The sequence below is a fragment of the Puia dinghuensis genome (assembly GCF_014642875.1).
Taxonomy (GTDB): Bacteria; Bacteroidota; Bacteroidia; order Chitinophagales; family Chitinophagaceae; genus Puia; species Puia dinghuensis.
Genome location: NZ_BMJC01000004.1, coordinates 404,548 through 429,463, shown reverse-complemented (window position 1 = coordinate 429,463; position 24,916 = coordinate 404,548). Strand labels below are relative to the sequence as shown.

Here is a 24,916-nt window from a genome sequence, read left to right as displayed (position 1 = left end):
TAAATTCGGTTTTATCAGAATAAATTAATGTACCGTAAGGCTTACCCCCACATTATAGGTCTTTTGATTATTCGGGTACACTCCCGAATCGATGCCAAACACAACATTGCTGCCCGGATTCAATTCCGGATCCAACCCGGAGTATTTGGTGATCGTAAACAGGTTGAGCGCCTGGACATAGACCCGCAACTTGTCAATATGAAGCTGCCTGATCGCGGGGGAAACGATATTGTACCCGATGGTCAGGTTCCTGCACCGGAGAAAGGAGCCCTTTTCCATGATATAGGAATTGAATGCGCCTGAATTGCTGAAATTGGCGCTCTGTTCAAGCAAGGGAACGTTTGTCCCGGGGTTGGCAACATGGGCCGTCGAATCGTGGATACTGGTCGGTGCGCCGCTGGCATTGATAAGTCTTGCCGAATTGAGGGCAACATTCTTACTGATCTGGTTACCGAAAGTTTGGGGGAAGTCGGTTGACGACTTGACGTTATTCAGGATATCGTTGCCCACCGAAGCATACAGGAATGTGTAGAAATCCCAATTTTTATAATTTACCGAGATATTAAGGCCTGCACTGAATTTTGGATTGGGGTTGCCAAAAAAAGTCCTGTCATTTGCATCGATCTTCCCGCTATGATCTACGTCGGCGTACTTGAACCGGCCGGGCGCGGCGTCCTGTTGGGTGGGAGACTTAGCCACGTCGGTCCAGTTCTGGAACAGACCGATCACCTGGTAACCAAAAAATGCGCCAAGGGGATGCCCGGGTTGGATCCTCGATGTCACCGTTTGTCCGCCGACGGGTTCATCGATATAATTTCTTCCCGGGGGAAGGCTGACGACCTTATTCTGATAAGAAGTGAAGGTGCCGGTTATATCAAATCTGAGGTCGTTGCGGATAGTTCCATGATAGGTAAGCGCCATGTCGATACCTGTATTCTGAATATTGCCTGAATTGAGAAAAGGATCTACAGCGCCGCCGTTCGTGCCCGGAACTGCGGGGATGAACAAGAGACCGCTGATCAGTTTCTTATACCACTCGAAACTAAAGTCGAATTTATTCCGGAGGACGCTTGCGTCAAATCCGATATTGGTCAGCTCATCTTTCTCCCAACTGGTATTAGGGTTGCCGTACTGGCTGACGTAAAGGCCCGCTACGGGGCTGCTGCTCGTTCCATTGATATCATAATAAGATTGGTTGATCTGCTGACCAAACAACGTAAATGCGTTGGTTGGGTTGATATTGCTGATGGAACCCAATTTGCCCCAGCCGCCGCGTATCTTGAGGTCGTTGAGCCAATCCAGGTCTTGCATAAATGACTCCTGCGAGATCCGCCATCCTGCCGTAACGGCAGGGAAATTACCATATCGCTGGGCCGGGACAAATACGGAAGAACCATCCCGCCTGATCGTAGCGCTAAAAAGGTATTTCCCGGCGTAGTTGTAATCCAATCTGCCGATGTATGAAAATATCGCTAGCTGATAGGGGGTCAGGATGCCGTTATCCCCGACAACGCCGGAATTGTTAGTCTGCGTGGAAGCCTGGCCGAAATTCAGTGTCCAGAGATTAGGACTGACCGTCAGGTTGGTGGAGTCCGTGATATAATAATTACCCCTGGTCGTCAGAACGGCCCTGCCGGTATTGTAGATATATTCGGTACCGCCCAGGATGCTGAAATCATGCTTGCCGATCTTATTGGCGTATTTCAGGGTATTGGTCCAGATGAGGCCGCTGTTCCAACCATAGGTCTCTTCATACAAATTGGCAGCCATGTTATTTTCTGCATTTTCATACGGCGTAGTGGCAAATCCATTGAAGTAATAGTGATCGACTGTTCCGCCTACGCTGGTATGGGCGGTGAAATGACCCAGAAAGTCTACATCTGCGAATAGGTTCCCGACGACCTGGTAGTCCTGGTTGGTATTGTTTGCCTGGCGCTGTTGGATGGCCACCGGGTTGGAGGAGTTGCCGGTACCCAGTGAAATGGTACCCGCATAATTGCCCACGATATCATATACCGGGATGATATTGGGAATTTGGTAAGCCGCATTGATGGAATTGGTGCTGTTTACTCCAGGCGCGTTGAGATAGCCCGGATTGGTCTTGTAGAATGCATAGATATTCTCGCCAATACGGACATGGTCATCTATCAGGCTAAAAGTCGAGTTGGCCCTGACGGAATAACGCTTCAACCGGGTATCGATCAAGGTACCCTGCTGATCCATATAGCCGAAGGCAATAAAAAATGACGACTTACCGGTGCCGCCGCTTACGGATATATTGTGGTCCTGGATGTGCGCCGGTTTAAATATGTCACTGAACCAATTATTGCCACCCTGGTCAGCCAGGGTAATATGGTTCTTATAGAGATCATAGTCTGCCGGGCTGGTTTTGGGTGCACCCTGAGCTGCACCGGCCGGCGTGATATAGTAGGGCACAACCGGCACCGGCCCATTGCCATATTGTGGGTCGTTGGCAGTAAGACCGTCATTAAAAGCCTGCGCCCATTTGGCCTGCCCTGTCTGGGTTGGTGTAGCCAGGTCCCAGCCTTTGCCTAATGGCCGCTGTGTTCCATAATAGGCGTCATAAGCAACTTTCATAGCCCCTGTACCTTTTCTTGTAGTAATGATGATCACACCGTTGGACCCGCGCACCCCGTATATGGATGCCGCGCCGGCGTCCTTCAGCACCTGAATGGATTGAATATCATTTGGATTGATATCGTGCATGCTTGCAGGCACGCCATCGATCAATACCAGTGGAGCAGAATTACCCGAGGAAGTGATCCCGCGTATCTGGACTACTGCGGCCCCGCCGGGCTGACCGGTAGAGAAAACGGTAACTCCCGAGGCCTGCCCTTGTAACAAGGCTTCCGTGCTTCCCGATGGCGTTTGTTTCATTTCGGCGACATTGACGACCGATACCGACCCGGTGATGTCCCCCTTACGTTGGGAAGTATAGCCTGTAACGACCACATCGTTCAAGGTAGTGGCAGCAGTCGTCAGGGCGATGTCCCCGGCCGGAGTACCGGCCGTGACGGGCACCTCGAGATTCCCGAAGCCGACGGCCGAAATCACCAGGGTCGCCTTTGATCCCGGAAGATTGATCGAGAAGGTGCCGTCGGAGCCAGACTGGGCAATGATCTTGGTGGATTTGACCTGGATGGTGGCTCCGGGTATGGGCGCATTGTCCGCCTTGTTGATTACCTTACCGGTAACCGTATTTTGGGCATAGATCGTAGTGGTAAAGAGCAGCAGGACCATCACCGTGCAACCGATCTTGGCCAGCCCTTTGGTTTTCTTTGGCATAAGCAATCGTTTTAGCAAAGCTAAATTTGAAGTTTTCCAACCACTAATCTTACACTACATCATCTCTACATCACTTCTACTCAAACGGGCTTATGCCAGGCTTTTCGCCACATCTTCACTACATCAGCGCGCCGGCTCCGAATTGCTGATAAGAGAAATCTGTTTACTGTCCGGCGACCAACAATGGACGTGGAGCGTACTCTCTCCACCATAGAGATAGGCGATGACCCTTGCAGCGCCGGGTGTAGTCAGCGGCATCAGCCTAAGCATTACTTCTTCGTAGAGGGGATGAGCATTGGGATCGATATCCATGGGGTAAGAAATAAATGCCAGCCATTTGCCATCCGGTGAAACATGCGGGAACCAGTTGTGGTATTCGTCAAAGGTGAGCTGCTCTTTTGCCGACCCGTCGGGGCGCATGCGCCAGATCTGCGTCGTGCCGTTGACATTGGCGCTGTAATAGTCGTATTTTTTGTCGGGGGAGTATTCCGGCTTATCACCGGGGGGTGGTGCGACAGGGCCGGGGAACCCGCCAAGTACCTTGCGGTGCCCATCGGCGATATCGATCGTCTCCACGCGACTGGCGAAAACGTCGTGTACAACGACAGGGGGTACATGGGGGTTGGAGGTGTAAGGATGGATCACGGGCTTATCGATGCGAACATTCCACACCCGGGCGCCCGCTACCTTGTCGGAATCATGCGCACAGATGAAGAGACCGGCCAGCACGTCCTTCTGAAGGTCGTCCACCATGCAGGAACCGACCAGCTGCAAGGGCTCGCCCGGATGGGCGATCTTCATCGTGATGACATTCCCGATGCGTTGCAACTGGATGGTCTGACCTCCTTTCTTTGGATAGAAGCGCTCTTCCTCGGGGTCGCGCATGAACATGCCGCGATAGGGCCGCCACTGGAGGACGACCAGCCCGTCGATATGCTTGCAGGCATTGGCGCTGGCCGCGCCCTCATCCGTGGACTGCCGGATCATCCAGCCTATCTTGCGATGACCAACGGCACCCGCTGTGTCACCCGTAAATTCAAAGTCGGCAGTGAGGATGAAATCCCCTTTTATCTTCTTATACACAAAGTGAAACTCATCCCGGTTGAACCAGATATTGGCGCCGCCGCCTTTTATCATATAGACCTGCGAGGCCGTGTCATAGGTGGCGTCCCCGGGCATCTTCGGGTTGCCGATGTCCAGGTGATCGTCGAAGATGCCTACCGGGTGTTGCCCGAAAGCTCCTGCCGTGGCGAGGAGACAGATGAGGAAGAGCGATATTTTAGTCATATAGCTATGGAATAAGTCGCAAGTCTTCCGACCGGATATTCCATCCTTCCAACCGCAGTTGCGGGGTCCCACCGGACAAAGCCGCCACCGGGCAGCTAACCTTCACCGTGACAGACTGCCCCGCCGGAATGGAGAAATAGTTATCCGACCAGTAACTCGGCAGTACTTCATCTCCACCCACTATCACTTGCGGGTTGAGGAAGAAGGCCAGCCGGGAAGAGGTATTGGTAAAGCGGATGGTCCAGTCGGTATAGCCGTCTTTTTTTGCCGTAGCCTGCACCGTGGCCTGCACATTAGCCGCAGGCATCGACCGCAGATCGGCGAAGTCATGTCCGGGAGACATCCAGTAGACGTTGTTCGAGAGGGGCTTGCCGCCGCCATCGGTAAGCCGAAGCAGAACAAAAGAGATGCCTTGGGCCTGGCTTAGCACCTCGCGGAGGGACAAGACTTTTTTTACGTCAGTGGTGTCGAGGCTAAGGCGACCTTCTTTTTTGAGCAGGGTGGCGCCCGTCATGCCGATCACCTGGGCTTCAAAGCGCAGATCAGGGCGCTTGATATAGGTTCTGTTGACGACGGCAACCGCCGAGTCGTCGAGGTTCAGCTGAATATGTACCGGCTCGCAGGCCCTTTGCATAAAATAGTAGCCGGCATTGGGCTCGAGGTACCAGTCATACACCTGCCAGATGACGCTGGGGAAAGCAGCATTCAGTTTCCAGAGCATGACTCCGCCCGTTTCATTTAGTTTATGTCCGGCCGCTTCGAAGATGCTGCGATAGCCGCCGGCATTCAACAACTGCATTTTGTCGCAGAAATCGCGGACGTTGGCGGGCGCGCCATAGCGGTCGACCATCGCCTTATAATACGTATCGTAATGCCCGTTTCCCGTACAGGCATCATGATAGCCCCATGTATTGTTCAAGGGAAACGGCAGGTTCTTGTCCGGCACCAGGTTGGGGATGATCCTGGAGAGTGTATTGTACGGCGGCTGGGAGGGAATGCCTGTCTCGTCTTTGAATACCCAATCCTTACCAGCATCTACAAGCCGGTAGTATTGCGCATCGTCCTGCCAGGAATAAGGTCCGCCGCTATAGACGCCGGCGGGCTGGTCATCGGGCCATGAGGCTTTCCATTCCTTTGGCGCTTTCGAGAAACCGGACGAACAGGGGATAAACGGCCGGGTGCCGTCGAGATTCGCTACATTGTCGCGCATGGCGTCGTATAGTTCTTTGCGGGCGTGGCCTTCATTCCCGCCCGTCCAGACCAGCAGGCTGGGATGGTTGCGGATGCGGTAGATGGTGTTGATGACATTGTCGACAAAGACAGCGCTCTGTAAGGGCCAGTCTGCCGAGCCCTTGAATCCGCCGTTGGTGTCGCCGGTGATCCAGAAGTCCTGCCAGACGAGAAGGCCATAGCGGTCGGCTAATTCATAGAATTCATCGGTCTCGCCAAGACCACCACCCCAGATGCGGACAAGGTTGATATTCGCATTGCGGCAGAGCCGCAGTTCATAATCATATCGCTGACGGTCGCGGTTGAGCATCATGTCGGGTACCCAGGCTCCGCCTGTCAGGTGTATCCTTTTGCCGTTGACAAAGAAGTCGCGGCGTACAAAGCCGTTGACCATCGTCGCAGTGGAGCCGGCAGTACGCACGCCAAAGACAAAGGAGGTATCGTCGGAGATCCCGCTGCCGTCAGCCCATTTCAGGCGGATGCGGTAAAGCCAGGGCTGACCATAACCGTTGGGCCACCAGAGACGGGGATGATGCATCAGTAGTGCGGGTATATCGGCAGCGGATAAATGGATGGTTTTTTCTCCACCCGGGTCGAGGGCTTCCTTTTTGGTAAAAGATATGGGTTCGCCCATAAAGTTCTCGGGGGTGATGGTGACCTCCACCGAACCTTGCCGGGACTGTGCGCTGTTATTGGCCAGTGTCATATCGAGCGAGAGTCTGGCAATCGACGTATCGGGCAGGTTTGGCAGTTCGGTAACGATACGAGGTTTGCTAATGACCACCTGTCCCGTTGTCCGCAGGTATACCGGCTGCCAGATACCCATGTTGCGGTCATGAACCTCCGGGATCCAATCCCAGCCAACGGAGCTGAGCATGGTCACATTCTTGCCGATGTCGCCGGTGGGTCCGCCGTTCTCGTAAAATTCGTCCAATGCTTCCAGTTGCGGGGTGGCCGGTTCGCCCGGGACATCCAGGGGATAGATCTTCACGGCAAGCGCATTCTCTTCTCCGGCGTGGATCGCAGCGCTTACGTCCAGGTCGAATACTGAGAACATCCCCACCATCTTTGCAGAGTCGGCGATGATCCGGCTATTGAGCCAGACCTCCGCCCTGTAATTGATGCCTTTGAAGATGAGCTGAAAATGACGGCCCTTGTCGGCAGCAGGAACGGGAAAAGTGGTCCGGTACCAGTAGGGCTTCTTCCAGGGGTTGGGTTCGCCGGGCAGATAGCTGTATTGTTCGAGGTTATATTTTCGGTTAAACGAGTCCGAAGCATCGGGGATGAGCATGTTGTTCATCCCGATATATGGGTCGGGATAGACCTTATTGGCCACGAGACCCGTCAGCACTGTCGAAGGGACCGTCACCGGGAACCAGTAATTAGGAGGTGTATAGTGAACAGAAGAAAGCGAGTCGCCACCGGCTTTGATCACGGCAGAGGACTGAAGCGTAAAATGGGAGAGTTGAACCTGACGTACAGGCTGGGCACGAAGTAAAACGGGCTGGGAGAGGATGGCACAAAGGAGAATGGCAGAAACAGCGGAAAGGCGCTTGCAAAATTTTAGCGGAGGCATTGGCAATCTTTTAGTTCGCAATGTTAGGACAAGTTACGAACTCCGGCAAGTGGCCATTCTCACTCGCCTGGAGCCGTAACAGCGGGAGGGCCGTTTTTGGTCCTACTTGTTATTAGTACCTCCCAAATCGGTATTGCTCATATCCGTGTTGCTTATAAAAGCAATTCTTTTCCCATCGGGCGACCAGGAAGGAGTGTTGATCGATCCCTGACCACCATAGACATAGGCCAGCACTTTTGGCGTGCCTTTTCCGTCAATAGGCAGCAGCCGGATATAGACGTGTTTATACGGCGGATGGATGCCGGCAGGCGTCTCGGTCGGAAGGAAAGAAAGATAGACGAACCATTTCCCATCCGGCGAGATATGCGCAAACCAGTTGTCGAAATCGTCGTTGGTCACCTGTTCCTGTCCGCTGCCATCGGGCTTCATCCGCCAGATCTGCATCAGACCACTACGCACGGAGTTGAAGTAGATGTATTGCCCGTCAGGTGTATATTCCGGGCCATCGTCCAGACCAGGAGATGTCGTCAGCCGAATCTCCTTTCCACCATTGGCAGCCACCTTATAGACATCGAATTCCCCGTTGCGTTCGCCACAGAAAACCAGGTCCTTTCCGTCAGGCGACCAGCCATGCAGATAAGATGGCCCTTTCGGGGTGATCTGCTTCGGGGTGCCGCCCGTTATCGGAACGGTATAGATGATAGACCCGCCGAGGTCTTTTACAAAATTGCTCAACCCGAGCATCCTGCCGTCAAAGGAAATGACATGGTCATTGTTATTATGAGTGACGGTTCCGGTGTTCACCGAAGTGGGAGTACGGGTGGCCAGGTCGAAATTGTATATCGTACCTTTTGCGTCGTTAAAGATGAGGCTTTTCCCATCGGGCGTCCAGTTGGGCGCCTGGATGGAGTAAGGAACAGAGAGGATAACTTCCCGATGGCCGGAAGCGATCTCCATCAGTTCGAGCCTGCTGCCCAGGGTCATCTGGGTCCGTTGATCGGATTCTCCATTATAAGGAACGGTGATATTGACATTGCTGAAAACCCCGGTTTCCAGTACATCCGAGTTGTGTGAACCTACAAAAAGCCCAACGTAGACCTCGTCACCCAGGTCGATGCCGGAGATGGTGTCGGTCTGGAAGGGTTCGCCATAAATGGCGGCCCGCATAATATATTGATTCCCTTTCCTTTCCAGCTGCAGGATATTGGCATGCGTGAGCTTGAACTTATGTTCTTCGGTCTGCGCGCCCTCAGTACGGCGGAATTGCAGCGAGGTGAGCCCGTCGCCATGTTCTACTGCGTTGACGTGGGGAGAATTGCCATCCAGGCTCTTGCGGACCATCCAGCCTACTTTCCGGTGGTAGTTGACCCAGCCGCCCAGAAATTCCGTCCGGGTATAGAGGATAAAATCCCCCTTCATCTTCTTCCAGACAAACTGGAATTCATCATGATCGGCCCAGACATTATAGCCTGCGCCGGTGATGACATATTGCCCTGTTGCAGGGATAAAAGTGGCCGAACCGGGTTTTACGTTGGTTCCCACATCCCCATGCCCATCAAACATGCCCACGGGTTGGGCGGCGATGGGTCTGGTCGAAAAGACCAGAAGCAGTATTGACAGCAATCCGTTAGATAGTATTGATTTCATGCAACAAATTTAGGCGGCGATTGCTCAGTTGTCTAGTTTCCTACTACATCTGTACTACATCATACTGGAAAATCTCCTTTAAATGAGGCTTTTCCACCACATCATCACCACATCAAAAAGTAAAAGGAGTCAAAACCGGTACTTCTTTCTACACGGTATACCTATCTTTATGGTGAAGGTCGGATTATGCCAACTGTCAGCAGGATAAAAACCTTGATCACGCTGCTCCTTGGGTGGACTGCGGGAGTCTGTCAGGCGCAGAATACCATCGGTATACCCGACATCGTCAATTACCCCAGGAATGTTTATAATGCCGGCACTCAAAACCGGGGTATCGTCCAGGATCGCTACGGGATCTTGTATTTCGCTAATTACCAGGGGTTGCTGAGCTTTGATGGCAATTATTGGAAGACCTACCCTCTACCGAACAAGACCATCGTCCGGTCGGTGGCCCTGGGAAAGGACAACCGCATCTATGCCGGCGGCCAGGACGATTTTGGCTATTTCTCACCCGACAAGAACGGAAGACTTGCCTTTACTTCCTTAAAAAACCTGCTTTCCGAGAAAAACTCCTCCTTTTCGGATATCTGGTTTATCGTTCCGTATGGCAACGATGTTTTCTTTATGTCCCGGGAGATGATCTTCCAACTGAACAATAAAACGATTACGGTCTATCCCGCGGCTTCGGAATGGCGGTTTCTTGGGGAAAGTAATCGTCAATTGGTGGCACAGGATGGTCGCAATGGCCTCCTGGAATTTCGCGATGGCTTGTGGACGCCCTTTGTAAAGGAAAGCGCGCTGCCGGCAAGCTGGGTGACCTGTCTGTTCCCGTTTGGCAAGGACAGCAGCTTCCTGGGCACCGTAAACACCGGCTTCTTCGTGCTGGCGAACAACAAGATCACCCCCTTTCGTTTTGCCCATGAGAACCCCTTTGTCAACGAGCGGGTGCTGACCGCCATCGCGGTCAATAAGGATTGGCTGGCCATCGGAACCAATCTCGATGGAATTTATATCGTCAATAAAAAAGGGGAGATCATCCAAAACCTCTCCCGGACGGAGGGTCTTCAAAACAACAATATCCTGATGCTTTTTCTCGACCGGAACAAGAATCTTTGGATGGGCCTCGACAATGGGATCGATTTTGTCGCCTTTAACAATGCGATCAAACATATCTACCCCGAGAAATTGAACGAAGGGCTTGGCTATACCTCCCTCATTTATAATAAAGAGCTGTTCGTCGGTACTTCCAACGGGCTTTATTCCCTGCCGGTGGACGACCGGGAAGACCTCAGCTTCCTTCGGGGGGAGTTCAGGAGTATCCCGGGGACAAAGGGTTCCACCTGGGGACTGACCGAGATCAACGGCACCCTGTTGCTCGGTCATCATGACGGCGCCTTCCAGGTGAGTAACGATCGCCTGGTTCCGATAGATACCAGCCGGGCCTACTGGACCTTTCTGCCGTACGCGAATGTCCTGCCTTCGGCGCTCGTACTGGGTGGCGACGGGGTCGGGATCAACCTGCTGCGGTATACCGGCAATCATTTTGTACAGGAAGGAAATCTGCCCGGATATGCGGCTTCATCCCAGTTTATGGCGATCGACAACAACAATACGGTGTGGGTCGCGCATCCCTATCGGGGAGTATATAAGATCGATCTGAACGATCTGGCCCACCCGAAGGTGAAACTGTATACCGAAAAGAACGGGCTGCCTTCCTATCTGAAGAACCACCTGTTCAAGGTGAAGAACCATATCGTCATCGCCACCGAGAAGGGGGTCTATGAATACAATGCAGGACGGGATGGCTTCGGGCTCTCGCCTTATTTTAAGGACTTTTTCGGAGAGCGCAATATCCGGGCATTAAAAGAGGATGCCGCGGGCAATATCTGGTTCATCGAGGACAACAGCCTTGGGGTTATCGATCTTTCGGGGAGTCAGCCGGAGACCATTTACTTCCCCGAGCTAAGCGGAAGAATGGTGGCCGACTATGAACATATCTATCCCTACAATAAATACAATGTCTTTGTCGGCGCCGAGAGGGGCTTTTATCATATCAACTACGAAGAATACAAAAAGAACCACTACCCGATACAGGTGCGGATCCGAAGTGTCCGGGCCTTTGGAAAAAAGGACAGCGTGTTGTTTGGCGGCTATTTCGGGGAGGTAGACGACAGCCTGGGCCAGCCCGCCGCCGCCGTATACAGTATTTCCAACAAATGGAACTCCGTTCATTTCGAATATTCCAGCCCGCTTTATGCCGTGCATAACAGTATTAGCTATAGCTACTACCTGAAGGGCTTCGATCGGGATTGGTCAGACTGGTCGAAGAAGACAGAAAAGGATTATACCAACCTGCCGGCCGGAACCTATTCCTTCCAGGTACGTTCGAAGTCTAACATGGGCAATGAATCCGCGATCAGCAGCTATACTTTTACGATACTGCCGCCATGGTACCAGACCGCCTGGGCCTATGCCGGCTATGTCCTGCTGCTGGCTGGTTTGCTCTACCTGGTGTTCTTCTGGCAACGCCGTATCTTCCGACAGCAGCAGAAAAAGCACGAGGAAGAGCAGGCGCGGTTGCAATACCTGCACCAGCTGGAGATGGACAAATCGGAAAAAGAGATCGTCAAACTACGGAATGAAAAGCTCGAGGCGGAGATAGCGCACAAGAATACGGAACTGGCTTCGGCGGCCATGCACCTGGTGCAGAAGGGCGAGCTGCTAGGCAATATCCGCGAAGAGCTTGTGCGGATGAAGAAGGGCGCCAACGGCGATGGGGCCGGGGCGGAGGAGTTTAAGAAAATGCTGCGCATCCTCGGGGATGACAACAAGATGGATAAGGACTGGGAGCAGTTTGCTATACACTTCGACCAGGTGCACAGTGATTTCCTGAAGACCATAAAGAGCGTTTATCCGGCGCTTAGCGCGCACGAACTGAAGCTCTGCGCCTATCTGCGGATGAACCTGAGCAGCAAGGAGATCGCCCAGCTGGAGAATATCTCCGTCCGGGGGGTGGAGATCAGCCGCTATCGCTTACGCAAAAAGCTGAAGATCCCCACGGAGACGAACCTGTTCGATTTTTTGATGGAAGTGCATGCGCGCCCCGCCCCTTCGTGAAGGGCCGGGCAAAAGACATTAGATTCGATTCAAACCAGATTCTGTTTGATATAGGCGATGCTCTTGGTAATGCTGTCGAACGGCGAGCCGGGACAACGATCCTGTTCGACAAAGAAGTACTTCATCCCCGACTTGGCCTTGTTGGCAAAGATCTTTTTGAAATCGATGGTCCCGTTCCCCACTTCAGTGAAGGAATGCTGGGGAGTTGCATCCATATCTTTTAAATGCCAGAGCGGGAAACGGCCGGGATGGGCGTCGAAAAGCTGCACCGGATCGTGACCGGCCTTGCTCACCCAGTAAAGGTCCATTTCCATCTTTACCAATTTGGGGTCGGTGTCTTCGAGCAGGACATCATAGGGGTATTTGCCACCCTGGGCGTCGAATTCGAAGTCGTGGTTGTGATAGCAGAACTGAATGCCTGCCTTTTGGCATTTTTCTCCCGCGACATTGAAGTCGTTCGCCATTTTTTTATAATGATCGAGTCCGAGCCGCTCTTTTGGTGAAAGCCAGGCACAGACCATGTAGTGAAGTCCGAGGGTGTGGGCATCTTCCACCGCCTTGTCCCAGTCGTGGAGGATGGTGCCGTTATATTCGCCGTTGGTGAGGGTTGCGCCCTGCGAGTCTTCGCCAAGACGATAGTGGCAGCTGCGCATGATCAGGCCATTGTTCTTTAATACCCCCGCAAAGGTGTTGGGGTCCATCCCATAAAATTTCTCGATCCCATTATTATAAGTAGCGCCTTCCAGGGAGTTATACCCGATCTGCGCCACTTTGGCCAGGGTCCCGTTAGGGTCGGCGGCCATTTGATCGCGCACCGTATATAATTGCAACCCGATGACCGGGCCGGCGGCAGTCAGAAAGGAAGGCAGGGCCGGTGCGGCCAGGATGCCAGCGGAATAAAGGGCGGATGTTTTGAGGAAGGATCTTCTCGTGTGCATGTTGTGGGAATTTTATATGGAACAATTCGTTACGCTGCTAAAGTTATACCTTCTATCCTATTTTTCACTACATCTTTACTACATCATGCCACTCAAAAAGGAATTAGCGGGCATAAAAATTGTAACTTTTAGAAAAAATTGGCCATATGAAGTTCCCCTTCTTCCTCGCCTGTATTTTTTGTTTTGCCGTGTCCTGTCATTCGGCCGATCACAGCGTCGAACAGGTTGCCGGCGACCACCCTACCCTCCCCATCGGCGCTTCCGCCCCGGACTTCTCGCTCCCCGGTGTCGATGGCAAGACCTATACCCTTTCTTCTTTTAAAGATGCCCGCATATTGGTGGTGGTATTTACTTGTAACCACTGTCCCACCGCACAAGCGTATGAAGACCGGGTTATCCGGTTGACAACAGATTATAAGGACAAAGGAGTTGCCGTTGTTGCGATCATGCCAAACAACCCGGAGTCTATACGTCTGGATGAGTTGGGGTTCACGGATATGGGGGATAGTTTCGAGGAAATGAAACGCCGGGCAGCGGATAAACACTTCAACTTTCCCTATCTCTATGACGGCGAGACGGAGGCTGTCTCCTTGAAATATGGCCCCATCGCCACCCCGCATGTATTTATCTTCGACAAGGACAGGAAGCTGCGGTATAGCGGCCGGGTGGACGACGTGGAGAAGCCGACCAGGACCCCGCATACGCTTGATGCCCGCAACGCCATCGAAGCCCTGCTGAATAATAAGGACGTTGAGGTGACGACAACAAAGGTGTTTGGCTGTTCGATAAAGTGGGCGGAGAAAAGCAACTGGATCGGGAAGGCCAGGCAGGAATGGGCAAAAGAGCCTGTAAAGCTGGATACCATCACGGCCGATGGGATCAAAGACCTTATTGGCAACAAGACGGAGAAGCTGCGGCTTATCAATGTCTGGGCCACCTGGTGCGGCCCCTGTGTAGCGGAGTTTCCCGACCTGGTGGATATAAACCGGATGTATCGTCGCCGGGATTTTGAATTTATCAGCATCAGCGCCGACGAACCGGCCAAAAGGGACAAGGCCTTACATTTCCTGCAACAATCACAGGCATCGGCAACCAATTATATCTTCAACATCGATGACAAGTACAAACTGATAGACGCCATCGACCCTAAATGGCAGGGCGCTTTACCTTATACGCTGGTGGTGGAGCCGGGAGGAAAGATCGTCTACGCCAAGGAGGGACCTATCGATGCGGTGGAATTGAAAAAAGTAATCGTGGACGACCCGGCGATCGGCAGATACTATTGAGTGGTATCTTCCGTTGACAAAATTCCTATCTTTCAGATTCATTAACCCGGTTTTATGTCAACAGAACCTAATCAAAAGGGGAATACCTTGTCCACTATCGCCCTTGTCCTTCGCCAGTCATTTTCGGGTCAGCACCAGGACTATACCACAGGCAGCATCCGGCGCGCCGTCGTAATGCTGTCGATACCCATGATCCTCGAGATGTGTATGGAGTCAGTGTTTGGCATCGTCGATATCTTTTTTGTAGGTCGCATCGGGCAGGATGCTGTGACCACCGTCGCACTCACCGAGTCGGCGATGTATGTGGTCTATTCCATCGCCGTCGGGCTTAGCATGGCCGCCACGGCCTTGGTCGCGCGGCGCGTCGGGGAGAAGAATCCCGAAGAGGCTTCGCACACCGCCGCCCAGTCTATTGTGATCTCGCTGGCCATCACCGTGGTGATCAGCCTGGTCGGCGCCTTTCTCGCACCGCATCTCCTCGGCATCATGGGGGCTTCGGCTACGACTGTGGCTATTGGTACGGGTTATACCCGGCTGGTCTTTGCAGGCTGTCTCGTCATCATGTTGCTCTACCTCATCAACGGTATCTTTCGGGGCGCGGGCAATGCCGCAATGGCGATGTGGTCACTTTGGATCGCCAATGGCTGCAATATCATTCTCTGCCCTATCCTTATCCATTATTATGGTCTGCCTGGTGCGGCCATAGCTACCATCGCCGGCAGGGGCATCGGGGTCTGCTACCAGCTGTTCTATCTTTTTCGGGGAAACGGGATCATCCGCATCGTCCGTAAACAGTTCAGGCCGGATGGCGCGATCATAAAGGGGCTCACCAAGGTCGCTTCGACCGGGACCGCACAGTTCCTGGTCGGTACGGCTTCCTGGATCGCTATGACCCGTATCATTATGAGTTTTAACGATACCGCCGCCACGGCGGGCTACCAGGTCTCCATCCGCATCCTGCTCTTTTTCCTGCTGCCTGCCTGGGGGATGAGCAATGCCGCGGCGACCCTTGTAGGCCAAAACCTGGGAGCGGGATCACCCGAACGGGCAGAGCGGTCCGTGCGGACAGCTTCCATATATAATGCAGTCTTCATGCTGCTGGTTTCGCTGCTGTTTGCCTTCGCCGCAGCACCCATCGTTGGCTTTGTAAACCGGGACCCGGCGGTGGTGGAAGTTGCCATCAATTCTTTACGCATTATCAGTATCGGCTATGTGTTTTACGGTGTGGGTATGGTCCTTACGAATGCCTTTAACGGTGCCGGAGATACGAGTACCCCCACCATCATCAACCTCTTTTGTTGCTGGCTTTTTCAGATCCCCCTGGCCTGGTCACTGGCCATTGCGCTCAAACTGGGCCCCAAGGGTGTTTTCCTGGCCATTCTCATCACAGAAACGACTATCGCTATTGTTAGTTTTATTGTGTTCAGGCGGGGTAAATGGAAGCGTGTGAAGGTATAAGTAGAAGTATATAGGATGTGGAAAAGTCCCTTAGCACACAATAAAATTTTTTCATAAAAGATTCTTGCACAAGTACAAAATAGATAATATTTTACATTCCCCTCCGTTAATAACTCCGTCCGTACGGACTAGCCCCCAGGGTTAGCCAAGTGGGATGGGGTTGTTAAAGACCCCGGAGGGAAGGCCTAAGATGGGTCTTTCGGTGGCATCTGATAAAAACCTTTGAAACATGCGTCGCAGTCGTTTATTACATCCCGGATTCTTGTGCGTTTTGGTCGCATTTGTTTTGCCGGTAAGTGCGCTAAAAGCCGGTGGTCCGGTAAAATCCAATCGTTCAGCAAAAGCCGCCGCCTTTGCGGCCGAAGTCACCACCCTATACCAGGAGTTCGATCTGCAGGAAGTGGGACTGACAAAAAAAGCTTTCGAATATGCTCTTAAAGGATATCATTATTTGTTGGATCATCACTGGCTGAACAAAACCAATATCATCTCTATTTGCGATCTGAGCCAGTCTTCCCGTAACAAACGGTTGTATGTTCTTGATCTCGACCAGAAGAAGGTGCTGGTGAATACCTATGTGGCGCATGGCCGCAATTCAGGGACGGAGTTCGCCAACTCTTTCTCCAACAGCCCCTCTTCGCATAAGAGCAGCCTTGGGTTTTATGTCACCCAGGGGACTTATATGGGAAACAATGGATTGTCCCTCAAGATCAGGGGAATGGAAAGAGGGTTCAACGACAGGGCAGGCAGCAGGAATGTCGTAGTACATGGCAGCCAGTATGTCGGACCGGACTTTTTGGAGATGAACCGGTTCTGTGGAAGGAGTTATGGTTGCCCGGCTGTACCCGCTGATGAGTCAGAAACAATTATCGATCTTATAAAAGAAGGTTCCCTTTTATTTATCTATCATCCAAGTAAAAAATACCTTACGCGCAGCAAGATACTTAACAGCTAGCATGGACGATTACTTCAGATGGTTTGAAGGTGAAAAAGCTCAATTTAGGTTCGTACCCTATGATTGGGCTTTTCTTTTTTCCCTAGGCGGACCACGGGTCCGCGCCGCGATAGTTGAAAGCTAAAATTGCCACCCGATATATTGTGTCAGCACGCCGATGAAGATCCCCGACCAGACCTCGAAGGGCGTATGCGCCGACAGAAGAAGACGCGAGGTACAAACCAGACCGGTGAACAACAGGGCTGCGGCGATATACAGCCCGGAGCCATAGGCATCATGAAAGGCAAATAAAATAAAGAACATCGTCATCCCACCCATGGCGATGCCATGCATGCTTATCTTGAAATAGATGTTGCAGACCCATCCGCCGCAAACAGCCAGGAAAGCGCCCAGCAGGAACTGCACCGCAAGCGGCGGAGTATCGGGAAGCCGTTTAAAAACGAGCCATGTCCACCAATAAAAGATCATCGCGATGAGATAGGGACCGATCCTTTCCTTTTCATTACGCAACATCGGAGACTTGATCAACTGCAGCCGCCAAAGCAGGAAGACGGCAAACAGCGGTAAAAAAGTATTACAAAGGATGACGCTTAGCAGCCGCATCACTTTTGTCCGGTGATCGAAGCCGGCAAAGGCATAGGGATGGACAAAAATGATAAAGGCCATCACATAGGCAGTGATGAACAGCGGGTGGAAGACAAAAGAAAATAGATGCGCCATTCCACGCAACAGGGGGTTGCCAGAGGTCTTACCCGCGCCGTCGCCGGCCGGTGCTATAATGGTGTTGGTCATAACTCTTTCCTGAGTCTTGCGACAGGAATGTTTAATTGTTCTCGGTATTTGGCTACGGTACGGCGGGCGATGTTATAGCCTTTGTCCTGCAGCAGCTCGGTCAGCTTTTCATCGCTGAGGGGTTTCTTCTTACTCTCGCCTTCGATGAGATCGCTGAGTATCTTCTTCACCTCCCTTGTCGACACCTCTTCCCCGCTGTCCGTGCTAAGAGATTCACTAAAGAAGAACTTCAACCGGTATGTTCCAAACTCCGTCTGCACGAATTTACTGTTGGCTACCCGGCTGACAGTAGAGATATCCAGGGCCGTCCGTTCGGCGATGTCCTTGAGGATCATCGGCCGCAGCGTCGTCTCGTCCCCCGTGAGGAAAAAGTCGTGCTGGTAGTCCATAATCGTATGCATCGTATTATACAAGGTCTGCTGCCGCTGTTTGATCGCATCGATAAACCATTTCGCCGCGTCTATCTTCTGTTTTATAAAAAGTACCGCTTCCTTCTGGCGTTTGTCTTTTTTGCTGCCCCGGTCGTATTCCTTCAGCATTTCCTTGTATCCTTCGCTGATGCGCAGGTCGGGTGCATTCTTGGAGTTGAGGGACAGCTCCAGTTTCCCGCCGGTGTTCGTGATGAAGAAGTCGGGGATCACATAGCTTTCCGCCTTGTTCACTTCGGTGACGTCGCCGCCGGGTTTTGGATTGAGCTTGATTATCTGGTTGATCACCTCCTTCAGCTGCTCGTCGTCGAGGTTGAGCCCGCGCTGGATCTTGTCGTAGTGCTTTTTGGTGAACTCGTCGAAATAATAGGTGAGCACATCGATGGCCATGTCCACGCTCTTGCTGCCATTCTTCTTCCGGCGCAGCTGGATCAGCAGGCACTCCTGGAGATCGCGGGCGGCGACGCCGGCGGGATCGAACTGCTGGATCTTTTTGATCAGCCCTTCTATCTCTTCTTCGCTGGTCTCGATGTTCTGCCGGAAAGCCAGGTCATCGGCTATGGAAGCCGTCTCCCGGCGCAGATAACCGTCATCGTCGATGCTGCCAACGATCTGTTCGGCGATCCTCCGGGTGCGGTCGTCTACAACCAGCATCCCTAATTGGTCAAGAAGCAGGTCGTGGAAGGAGTTTTCGACCCTATGGGGCATTACCCTGTCCTCATCGGCATCGGGGTAGTTGTCGTCGCGGAGCTTGTAATCCGCTATCTCATCGTCGCCATCGTTGACATACTCGCTGATGTCGATGTTATCGTATTCATCTTCACTGCCATCCGCTTCCTCATATTCTTCCTTGGAATCAAATTCATCTTTTGTTTCATCTCCTAATCCATCCTCGTGATCTTCAGTCACTTCCAGGGCCGGATTTTCTTCCAGCTCCTCCTTTATTCTTTCTTCCAGGTTAGCCGTCGGCACTTGCAGCAATTTCATTAACTGAATCTGCTGAGGAGACAGTTTTTGGAGTAATTTTTGCTGTAATGATTGACTTAAAGACATGTGTATCAGGGGTTTTGCTCTGCCCCTCTTTCCCAATACCGGAAAAAGGCGGGCGAACCACAAAAATCAGGCCGTAAATTTAAGGAAAAAGGAGGGACTCTTTGTGCAACGAAAAAAAACTTTTCTTGTTGTATGTGTTTCAATACTTACGAGCGTAGTGGCCGCCCAGCCCCTGCGCCCTTTCGCGGTGGATAAAATTGTTTTTACTCATTATTTTACCCCCATGACGCCGCTGGTTTTTAGCCGCATGCCTGACAGGGTCCCTCCCCGGCTATCGTTTACGGCTATGGCCGGCACTTCCCTGTCGCCCGACTACTATAGTTGCCACCTCGGATTCTTCTGTAAAGAAGAGCTCGTCATCGAAAAAGCAACGCGTCTTCCGCTGCGCTTCCGGCTGGGCTCGCTGGATTATGTAAATAAGATGGAAGGGAAGTAGGCGCCCTTGAAGACATGCCTTACTCTTCTTTAAGCGCGATGGCGCTGTCTTTCACAAGCGGATATTTAGTATCGAATAGCTGGTTAAAGACAATTCTGAATTGGTTTACAAATGAAACTTTATCATCCCATCTGCTGTAATCATGATCCGGGAAATAAACCGCATTCAGATTTTGAAATTGAAATCGGATGGGTTGTTTATTTGTCCAACCGCGATAACCATGGTCTCCACACAACAAAATAACAGCGTTGGAGTCATTTTGACGAATATGCAGCACTAATGCTGCAAGCCGCTTATTCGTGTATGGAAGGTAGTTGAGATACGATGTAGCCGGATTGGTGAACTTTTCCTCATAGATCTGCTGGTCGCTTCTCCGATTACCTGATGAGTCGAACAGGTAAGGAAAATGCGGCATCATAAAGTGTGCATATACAAACCTGGGCCGGCTGGTCTTCTGATCTGCTTCCGAAGCTACCGCTTTTAAAAATTCCTCATTGCCGGTGTAATATTTCATATACTCCCGAACCACGAAATATTTGACACCGAGATACCTGACCAATAAAGAAGTACTATGCCGGTTCAGTCTTTCCGCCAGCGTTCTTGCTGTAATGAGCCTGGTCTTTAAGGGGAGAAAAGATTGCCAGGCTTTTGTCGGTTGCCCCGCAAGGTCGAAAATGGAATAATTTTTCACTTCATAGCCTTCCCTGGAAAATAAACTGATCACTTTGCTATTCCGGATGAGATGATAGGTATTCGTGTAATCCTGGGACATTATCCGGCCAGGATCTTTTAATCCTTCAATATAGGACATGTTCAAAACAGAGGCGATGGAGAAAGGTGTAAGATTATAATTGGCGCGGCTCTGTTTGTTTATATGAAATCCTTGTTTTATCAGAAAGCTATCCAGGCAGGAATTGTCATAGTTGAATTGTTCCTTAAGAGAAAGACTACTGGCATACTCATCAAACAGCAGAAAATAGACATTGGGTTTTGCGCAGGTGGCACACGGGGTTGTAGTATCCCCTTTTTCCAATGAATACACGGAGAGCGGATTAACAGGAGGATATAGAAGCTTTCCGATGAGCCAACCTGCATCGACGAGGATATAGACAAGCAGGGTCGTATTTAAGAACAGGTAAAGTTGCGGAAATCTTCTTTTGGTTTTTTTAAGCCAGATGAATACTCCTATCAGCGCCAGCAGACCGGCGAGTAAGAGAAAGGAATTACCGGTAAAGAAGCGATGCGGGAAGTGCTTCGTCATCACCTGTATAAACGCTTCATAAAAAAAGAAAAAAGCCATAAAGGCAGCAGCGAGGATAGCTGCGCGGTGTTTATCCCGGAGTAATAACCAGGATATGCCCCCCAATAAAAGCGTCAACCCTATATAGGCACAAAGTAAGACCAAAGCATCTTGAAACGGGATAAATCCAAAATTTTCAAGTACGCCATGTAATACAAAGAAGATGGAAATCAAGGGGACAAAAAGAGGGACCCGTTTTAGTTTTTCCAACATATCTTATGGGTTTCGTCGAGCGGCTTTTGTCAGGCAGCAGGCGCTTTCTCCCGGGCCAACACTTTCCTGATGGCTGCGACGATCTTCTCGCCTTTCTCTTTTGTCTGTTCTTCCGTCCAGGTGAGACCGATGGCTGTGGAGACGCAACGGCTCAGGATGCGGTCGCTGGCCGGGAAGTCGTCCAATTTCAGGGAAACAAGGGTCTTCCGTTGCTCTTCGTTGAGATTGTTGAGGGTCGCCGCCTTGCGGAGATGATCCCATTTGCGGAAGTAGTGCCAATTATTATCGAACCAGTAGAAATTGCCGGCGAGGATATTTTGCTGCCGCAGTTCGGCGACCACGGCGCGGGTGATCTCTTCTGTTGGCAGGAACCAGCTGAGGAAGGTGCAGGTATCGCCATCGGCATCGGGGATGTGCCTGAAGCTGATCTCCGCGACATTAGCGAATATAGCCTTTAGCTGACTATGGTTCTTTTTCTGGATGCTCAGGAAGTGATCGAGCTTCTTTATCTGCGCCAGGCCGATGGCGGCATGCAGTTCGGAGATGCGATAGTTATAGCCGATGAAGGGATGGAGATCGGCGCCGCGGTCCGTGCCGGCATGGTCATGACCATGGTCGGTATAGCCATCGCATTTGATATAAAGGTCTTTATCATTGGTGATGACGGCGCCGCCTTCGCCACAGGTGATGGTCTTTACAAAGTCAAAAGAGAATGTCCCCGCATGGCCGATGGTGCCAAGCGCGCGACCCTTATACCGTGCGCCAAAGCTCTGGCAGGCGTCTTCGAGCAGGATGAGGTTATGTTCGCGGCAGATCTGTGCGAGGGCATCGAGGTCGGCCATGGCGCCGCACATGTGTACAGGCATCACGCATTTAGTGCGGGGGGTGATGGCGCGGCGGACGGCGTCAGGCGCCAGGGTCAGCGTCTCGTCGACGTCAACCAGGACGGGGATGGCGCCTACGCTAAGCACGGATTCGAAAGAAGCCACAAACGTAAAGGTCGGCATGATCACCTCGTCACCGACGCCGATGCCCAGGCAGGCCAGGGCGGTGGAGAGGGCCGATGTTCCACTCGAGGTAAGCTGGGCAAACTCGCAGCCAAGGGTGGAGCAGATGGCGGCTTCCAGCTCTTTCGATTTCCAGATACCCTTGCGGGGACCGTCAAAGCCATACCGCATCAGGATACCGGTATCCATCACATCATTGATCTCTTTACGTTCTTCAGGGCCGAATAATTCGAAACCAGGCATATAAATCTGTTTTTATGGGGCTAGCTGCCCCGTTGAAGTTGTAAAATTAGAAAAAATGAGCGGAACCGGCCGGCTTTCGACATTATTGCGGCTGATTGCCGTGACAAAGTAATAGTGCGTGGGCCCTTTTTCCTCCCCGGTGCTCCCATGGATGGTATAGCCGGCCACCGGGTCATAGGGGACAAAGTCAGAAATGTGTATGGAGTCGATGTTCACCGTCTCCAAGTCCGACTCATAGATGGCGAAACCCCGCAACGAATCATCCGGCGCCCCCTTGGAAAGCCAGGCCGTCCCGGTGCCATCTTTACGATTATATTCGATATGGCAAAGCGGCTCATGGGGTTTTGTCGAATCGATCCACGGCATCGGCGGGATAAGGGCGGGATAGCTGTAGTAATTATTTTGCAGGCTGTCACACCAGCCGAAAGGGTCTGTGTCAAAAGAGCTGCTGCTGAAATAGACGGCGCCCTGAACGGTGGGATAGGTACGCAGCGCCTGGATCTGCCGGGGCAGCTGGGTCGGATCATGCCAGGCCGCAATCCTTTCGAAGGCCTTATAGATGCCAAGCCCGATGTAGCATTGTTTGCCATAACTATGGTGCGCCCACCAATCCAGCAACGCGCCATAGGGAGCTCGCGGGTGGTCGAAGTCGAAATAGATCTGCGGAACAACATAGTCGATCCACCCCTGTTTCAACCACAGTTCAATATTGGCATAGAGATTATCATAATCTGTCACGCCACCCTGCGTATCGCTGCCATCGGGGTCCTGCGACCGGTTGCGCCAGATGGCAAAAGGGCTGATGCCGAATTTGCAATAGGGTTTCTCTTCCTTTATCGCCCTGCTGATCATCAGGATGACGGAGTCTACGTTGCTGCGGCGCCAGTCGCCCTTGGACATCCCGCCGCCATAAAGCGCATAGGTCTTATTATCGGGAAAATCCTTGCCTTTGCCGCCGCCCTCGACGATGTCATAGGGATAGAAATAGTCATCGAAGTGCAGGGCGTCGATATCATAGCGATGGACGATATCGCGGATCACCTTGGTGACGTATTGTTGCACTTCTTTATTTCCCGGGTCGAAATAAAGCGTATTCTCGAACCGGACAAACCAATCGGGGTGCTGGCGGGTAATATGATCCGCGGCCACCGACGACCTGCCGATCGATTTTACGGCCCGGTAAGGATTGCACCAGGCGTGAAACTCCATCCCCCGCCGGTGGGCCTCTTCGATCATAAAACTAAGGGGATCGTAATAGGGGGAGGGGGCGAGACCCTGGACACCCGTAAGCCATTCGCTCCAGGGTTCATAAGGCGAAGGAAAAAAGGCATCAGCGGCCGGTCTGATCTGTACCACCACCGCATTGAGCCCATCACGTTTGTGCATATCCAGCAGCCGCGTAAACTCTACTTTCTGGCTGTCGACGGGAAGGCCCTTTTTGGAAGGCCAGTCGATATTGTCCACGGAAGCCACCCAGGCGGCGCGGAACTCATATTTTGGACTTTGCGCAACAGCGCCTGCAGCAGCCGCCGTTTGAGCAACCGAAGGCATTGGGATGCATAAGGCGGTTGCTGCCACAAAAAGCACCAGGCATGCCGTATTCCTGAGCTTGTCGAGCAGCCCGTTGAGCGTCTTTGCTTCTTCTTCGGTGAGGTTGGTCATAATCTTATCTGAATTTTCCTCGAAGGGGTCGATCTTCTCCAATAGTTTCCTGCCTTTTGCCGTGATCACGATGTCGACGAGCCTGCGGTCTTCGCCATTGGGTGTTTTGCGGACGAGTCCTTTTCTCAGCAGGCGGTCGACGATGCGGCTGGTATCACTCATCTTATCAAGCATCCGCTGCCTTATCTGTAAGGTGGATAAGGGTTTTCCCTCTCCCCGCAAAATGCGCAGGATATTGAATTGCCGGGGCGTGATGTCCCAGTCCTCAAACATGGAGCTTATTTTTTCAGAGAGCCAGTTGTAAGTATAGATGATATTGATCCTGGCCTTTTGGTGTTCGCTGCGGAATTTACGCTGATTTATTTCGTTTTCCAGTCCCATGGGTATATAAAAGTACAGATTTTATTCAGCCAAATCCTTTTGCAATTCCTGTACCAGCATAAAAATTGTATAAAGATGATGGGCTTCGTGCAACAGGAAGAACTCCGTCCACCCGGGGATAGTAAGCAACCCATAACGGGCATGGCGGCCCTTCCGTTGCAGGGTCGCTTCGTCCATGCCTTCCAGTAGGGTGAGAATGGTTTGCCGGTGGCCGTCTATTCCGGCGAGCAGCCCGGACAGCGGCTGTTGGACATATCCGGGAAACGCCGGGTCGGTATCCGCAACATAGCTTTCGAAAGAGGGTGTATCTTCCCTTTGTATCCTTTCGATCCGATGCAGGAATAGCGGATGATAGCAGGCCAGATGAGCGATATTCTCAAAGGCGCTCCATTTGTCGGGGTTGATGCGTCGCTTTAGCTGTTGTTCCGTCAGGTGGCCGATGAGTTCCCGGATGGTCTGGTGTTGATAGCGCAGGCGTGCCCGGATGGAAGCGGATAAAAACATACGATATATTTTATTTAAGTCGCCGGAGGCGGCTTGTCCGAAGGACAGACATTAGCGGTTTGCCGGAAATGCCCTATTTTTCCCAAAGGGCATTTCT

The 24,916-nt window shown here is 52.0% G+C and carries 16 protein-coding genes; 5 read left to right on the top strand and 11 right to left on the bottom strand.

Features of this window, described 5'->3' with window-relative positions; genetic code table 11:
* Positions 1–24: 24 nt before the first annotated feature.
* The 4 genes from IEY39_RS19645 to IEY39_RS19630 all read right to left on the bottom strand — a co-directional run bounded on the left by IEY39_RS19645 (position 25) and on the right by IEY39_RS19630 (position 9,046).
* Positions 25–3,306 carry a SusC/RagA family TonB-linked outer membrane protein gene (locus tag IEY39_RS19645; RefSeq protein ID WP_188934763.1) on the bottom strand — a complete coding sequence of 1,094 codons (3,282 nt, stop codon included), beginning with the start codon at positions 3,304–3,306 and terminating at the stop codon, positions 25–27.
* A 123-nt stretch (positions 3,307–3,429) separates the two neighbouring features.
* Complete coding sequence (locus IEY39_RS19640; protein ID WP_188934761.1) at positions 3,430–4,593, bottom strand: TolB family protein; 1,164 nt, start codon at positions 4,591–4,593, stop codon at positions 3,430–3,432.
* Between the two features lie 4 nt (positions 4,594–4,597).
* Positions 4,598–7,399 carry a glycoside hydrolase family 2 protein gene (locus IEY39_RS19635; RefSeq protein WP_188934759.1) on the bottom strand — a complete coding sequence of 934 codons (2,802 nt, stop codon included), beginning with the start codon at positions 7,397–7,399 and terminating at the stop codon, positions 4,598–4,600.
* Positions 7,400–7,501: 102 nt separating this feature from the next.
* Positions 7,502–9,046, bottom strand: coding sequence for a TolB family protein (locus IEY39_RS19630; RefSeq protein WP_188934757.1), 1,545 nt, complete (start codon positions 9,044–9,046; stop codon positions 7,502–7,504).
* Positions 9,047–9,259: 213 nt separating this feature from the next.
* Between IEY39_RS19630 and IEY39_RS19625 the strand changes: the two genes are divergently transcribed.
* Positions 9,260–12,163: a ligand-binding sensor domain-containing protein gene (locus IEY39_RS19625; RefSeq protein ID WP_188934755.1), complete on the top strand. Its 2,904-nt coding sequence runs from the start codon at positions 9,260–9,262 to the stop codon at positions 12,161–12,163.
* Positions 12,164–12,192: 29 nt separating this feature from the next.
* Here IEY39_RS19625 and IEY39_RS19620 read toward each other — a convergent pair whose 3' ends face one another.
* Positions 12,193–13,101, bottom strand: a complete 909-nt coding sequence (locus IEY39_RS19620) for a sugar phosphate isomerase/epimerase family protein (RefSeq protein WP_188934753.1) — start codon at positions 13,099–13,101, stop codon at positions 12,193–12,195.
* Between the two features lie 146 nt (positions 13,102–13,247).
* On the opposite strand from IEY39_RS19620, the gene IEY39_RS19615 reads away from it, so the two are divergent.
* The 3 genes from IEY39_RS19615 (at position 13,248) to IEY39_RS19605 (ending at position 16,800) form a co-directional block, all read left to right on the top strand.
* Positions 13,248–14,387, top strand: a complete 1,140-nt coding sequence (locus IEY39_RS19615) for a redoxin family protein (RefSeq protein WP_188934751.1) — start codon at positions 13,248–13,250, stop codon at positions 14,385–14,387.
* A 54-nt stretch (positions 14,388–14,441) separates the two neighbouring features.
* Complete coding sequence (locus IEY39_RS19610; RefSeq protein WP_188934749.1) at positions 14,442–15,845, top strand: MATE family efflux transporter; 1,404 nt, start codon at positions 14,442–14,444, stop codon at positions 15,843–15,845.
* Positions 15,846–16,074: 229 nt separating this feature from the next.
* Entirely contained in the window at positions 16,075–16,800 is a 726-nt protein-coding gene (locus tag IEY39_RS19605; RefSeq protein ID WP_188934748.1) for a murein L,D-transpeptidase catalytic domain family protein, read from the top strand.
* Positions 16,801–16,920: 120 nt separating this feature from the next.
* Here the strand turns inward: IEY39_RS19605 and IEY39_RS19600 are convergent, their stop codons facing one another.
* Both IEY39_RS19600 and rpoN read right to left on the bottom strand, forming a co-directional pair.
* Positions 16,921–17,592: a hypothetical protein gene (locus tag IEY39_RS19600; protein ID WP_188934746.1), complete on the bottom strand. Its 672-nt coding sequence runs from the start codon at positions 17,590–17,592 to the stop codon at positions 16,921–16,923.
* The gene (gene rpoN, locus IEY39_RS19595) at positions 17,589–19,073 is read right to left on the bottom strand and encodes an RNA polymerase factor sigma-54 (protein WP_188934744.1); all 1,485 of its coding nucleotides are present in this window, start codon (positions 19,071–19,073) and stop codon (positions 17,589–17,591) included. Before rpoN ends, IEY39_RS19600 begins: the two co-directional genes overlap by 4 nt.
* Positions 19,074–19,296: 223 nt before the next feature.
* On the opposite strand from rpoN, the gene IEY39_RS19590 reads away from it, so the two are divergent.
* Positions 19,297–19,509, top strand: a complete 213-nt coding sequence (locus IEY39_RS19590) for a hypothetical protein (RefSeq protein WP_188934742.1) — start codon at positions 19,297–19,299, stop codon at positions 19,507–19,509.
* A 19-nt stretch (positions 19,510–19,528) separates the two neighbouring features.
* Here the strand turns inward: IEY39_RS19590 and IEY39_RS19585 are convergent, their stop codons facing one another.
* From IEY39_RS19585 to IEY39_RS19570, 4 genes are all read right to left on the bottom strand, one after another.
* On the bottom strand, positions 19,529–20,809 hold the full coding sequence (locus tag IEY39_RS19585; RefSeq protein WP_188934740.1) for a sulfatase-like hydrolase/transferase: 1,281 nt from the start codon (positions 20,807–20,809) through the stop codon (positions 19,529–19,531).
* Between the two features lie 242 nt (positions 20,810–21,051).
* The gene (locus IEY39_RS19580; RefSeq protein ID WP_188934738.1) at positions 21,052–22,272 is read right to left on the bottom strand and encodes a DegT/DnrJ/EryC1/StrS family aminotransferase; all 1,221 of its coding nucleotides are present in this window, start codon (positions 22,270–22,272) and stop codon (positions 21,052–21,054) included.
* A gap of 12 nt (positions 22,273–22,284) precedes the next feature.
* Positions 22,285–24,315, bottom strand: coding sequence for a family 10 glycosylhydrolase (locus IEY39_RS19575; RefSeq protein WP_188934736.1), 2,031 nt, complete (start codon positions 24,313–24,315; stop codon positions 22,285–22,287).
* Positions 24,316–24,336: 21 nt separating this feature from the next.
* The gene (locus IEY39_RS19570; RefSeq protein WP_188934734.1) at positions 24,337–24,819 is read right to left on the bottom strand and encodes a DinB family protein; all 483 of its coding nucleotides are present in this window, start codon (positions 24,817–24,819) and stop codon (positions 24,337–24,339) included.
* Positions 24,820–24,916: the final 97 nt, after the last annotated feature.

What these genes read in the sequence shown, in the direction of transcription:
- IEY39_RS19590 (WP_188934742.1), top strand. Translation starts at nt 19,297, where the DNA reads ATGACGCCGCTGGTTTTTAGCCGCATGCCTGACAGGGTCCCTCCCCGG.
- IEY39_RS19575 (WP_188934736.1), bottom strand. Translation starts at nt 24,315, where the DNA reads ATGGGACTGGAAAACGAAATAAATCAGCGTAAATTCCGCAGCGAACAC.
- IEY39_RS19600 (WP_188934746.1), bottom strand. Translation starts at nt 17,592, where the DNA reads ATGACCAACACCATTATAGCACCGGCCGGCGACGGCGCGGGTAAGACC.
- IEY39_RS19620 (WP_188934753.1), bottom strand. Translation starts at nt 13,101, where the DNA reads ATGCACACGAGAAGATCCTTCCTCAAAACATCCGCCCTTTATTCCGCT.
- IEY39_RS19585 (WP_188934740.1), bottom strand. Translation starts at nt 20,809, where the DNA reads ATGGCTTTTTTCTTTTTTTATGAAGCGTTTATACAGGTGATGACGAAG.
- rpoN (WP_188934744.1), bottom strand. Translation starts at nt 19,073, where the DNA reads ATGTCTTTAAGTCAATCATTACAGCAAAAATTACTCCAAAAACTGTCT.
- IEY39_RS19610 (WP_188934749.1), top strand. Translation starts at nt 14,442, where the DNA reads ATGTCAACAGAACCTAATCAAAAGGGGAATACCTTGTCCACTATCGCC.
- IEY39_RS19645 (WP_188934763.1), bottom strand. Translation starts at nt 3,306, where the DNA reads ATGCCAAAGAAAACCAAAGGGCTGGCCAAGATCGGTTGCACGGTGATG.
- IEY39_RS19605 (WP_188934748.1), top strand. Translation starts at nt 16,075, where the DNA reads ATGCGTCGCAGTCGTTTATTACATCCCGGATTCTTGTGCGTTTTGGTC.
- IEY39_RS19630 (WP_188934757.1), bottom strand. Translation starts at nt 9,046, where the DNA reads ATGAAATCAATACTATCTAACGGATTGCTGTCAATACTGCTTCTGGTC.
- IEY39_RS19580 (WP_188934738.1), bottom strand. Translation starts at nt 22,272, where the DNA reads ATGCCTGGTTTCGAATTATTCGGCCCTGAAGAACGTAAAGAGATCAAT.
- IEY39_RS19615 (WP_188934751.1), top strand. Translation starts at nt 13,248, where the DNA reads ATGAAGTTCCCCTTCTTCCTCGCCTGTATTTTTTGTTTTGCCGTGTCC.
- IEY39_RS19640 (WP_188934761.1), bottom strand. Translation starts at nt 4,593, where the DNA reads ATGACTAAAATATCGCTCTTCCTCATCTGTCTCCTCGCCACGGCAGGA.
- IEY39_RS19635 (WP_188934759.1), bottom strand. Translation starts at nt 7,399, where the DNA reads ATGCCTCCGCTAAAATTTTGCAAGCGCCTTTCCGCTGTTTCTGCCATT.
- IEY39_RS19570 (WP_188934734.1), bottom strand. Translation starts at nt 24,819, where the DNA reads ATGTTTTTATCCGCTTCCATCCGGGCACGCCTGCGCTATCAACACCAG.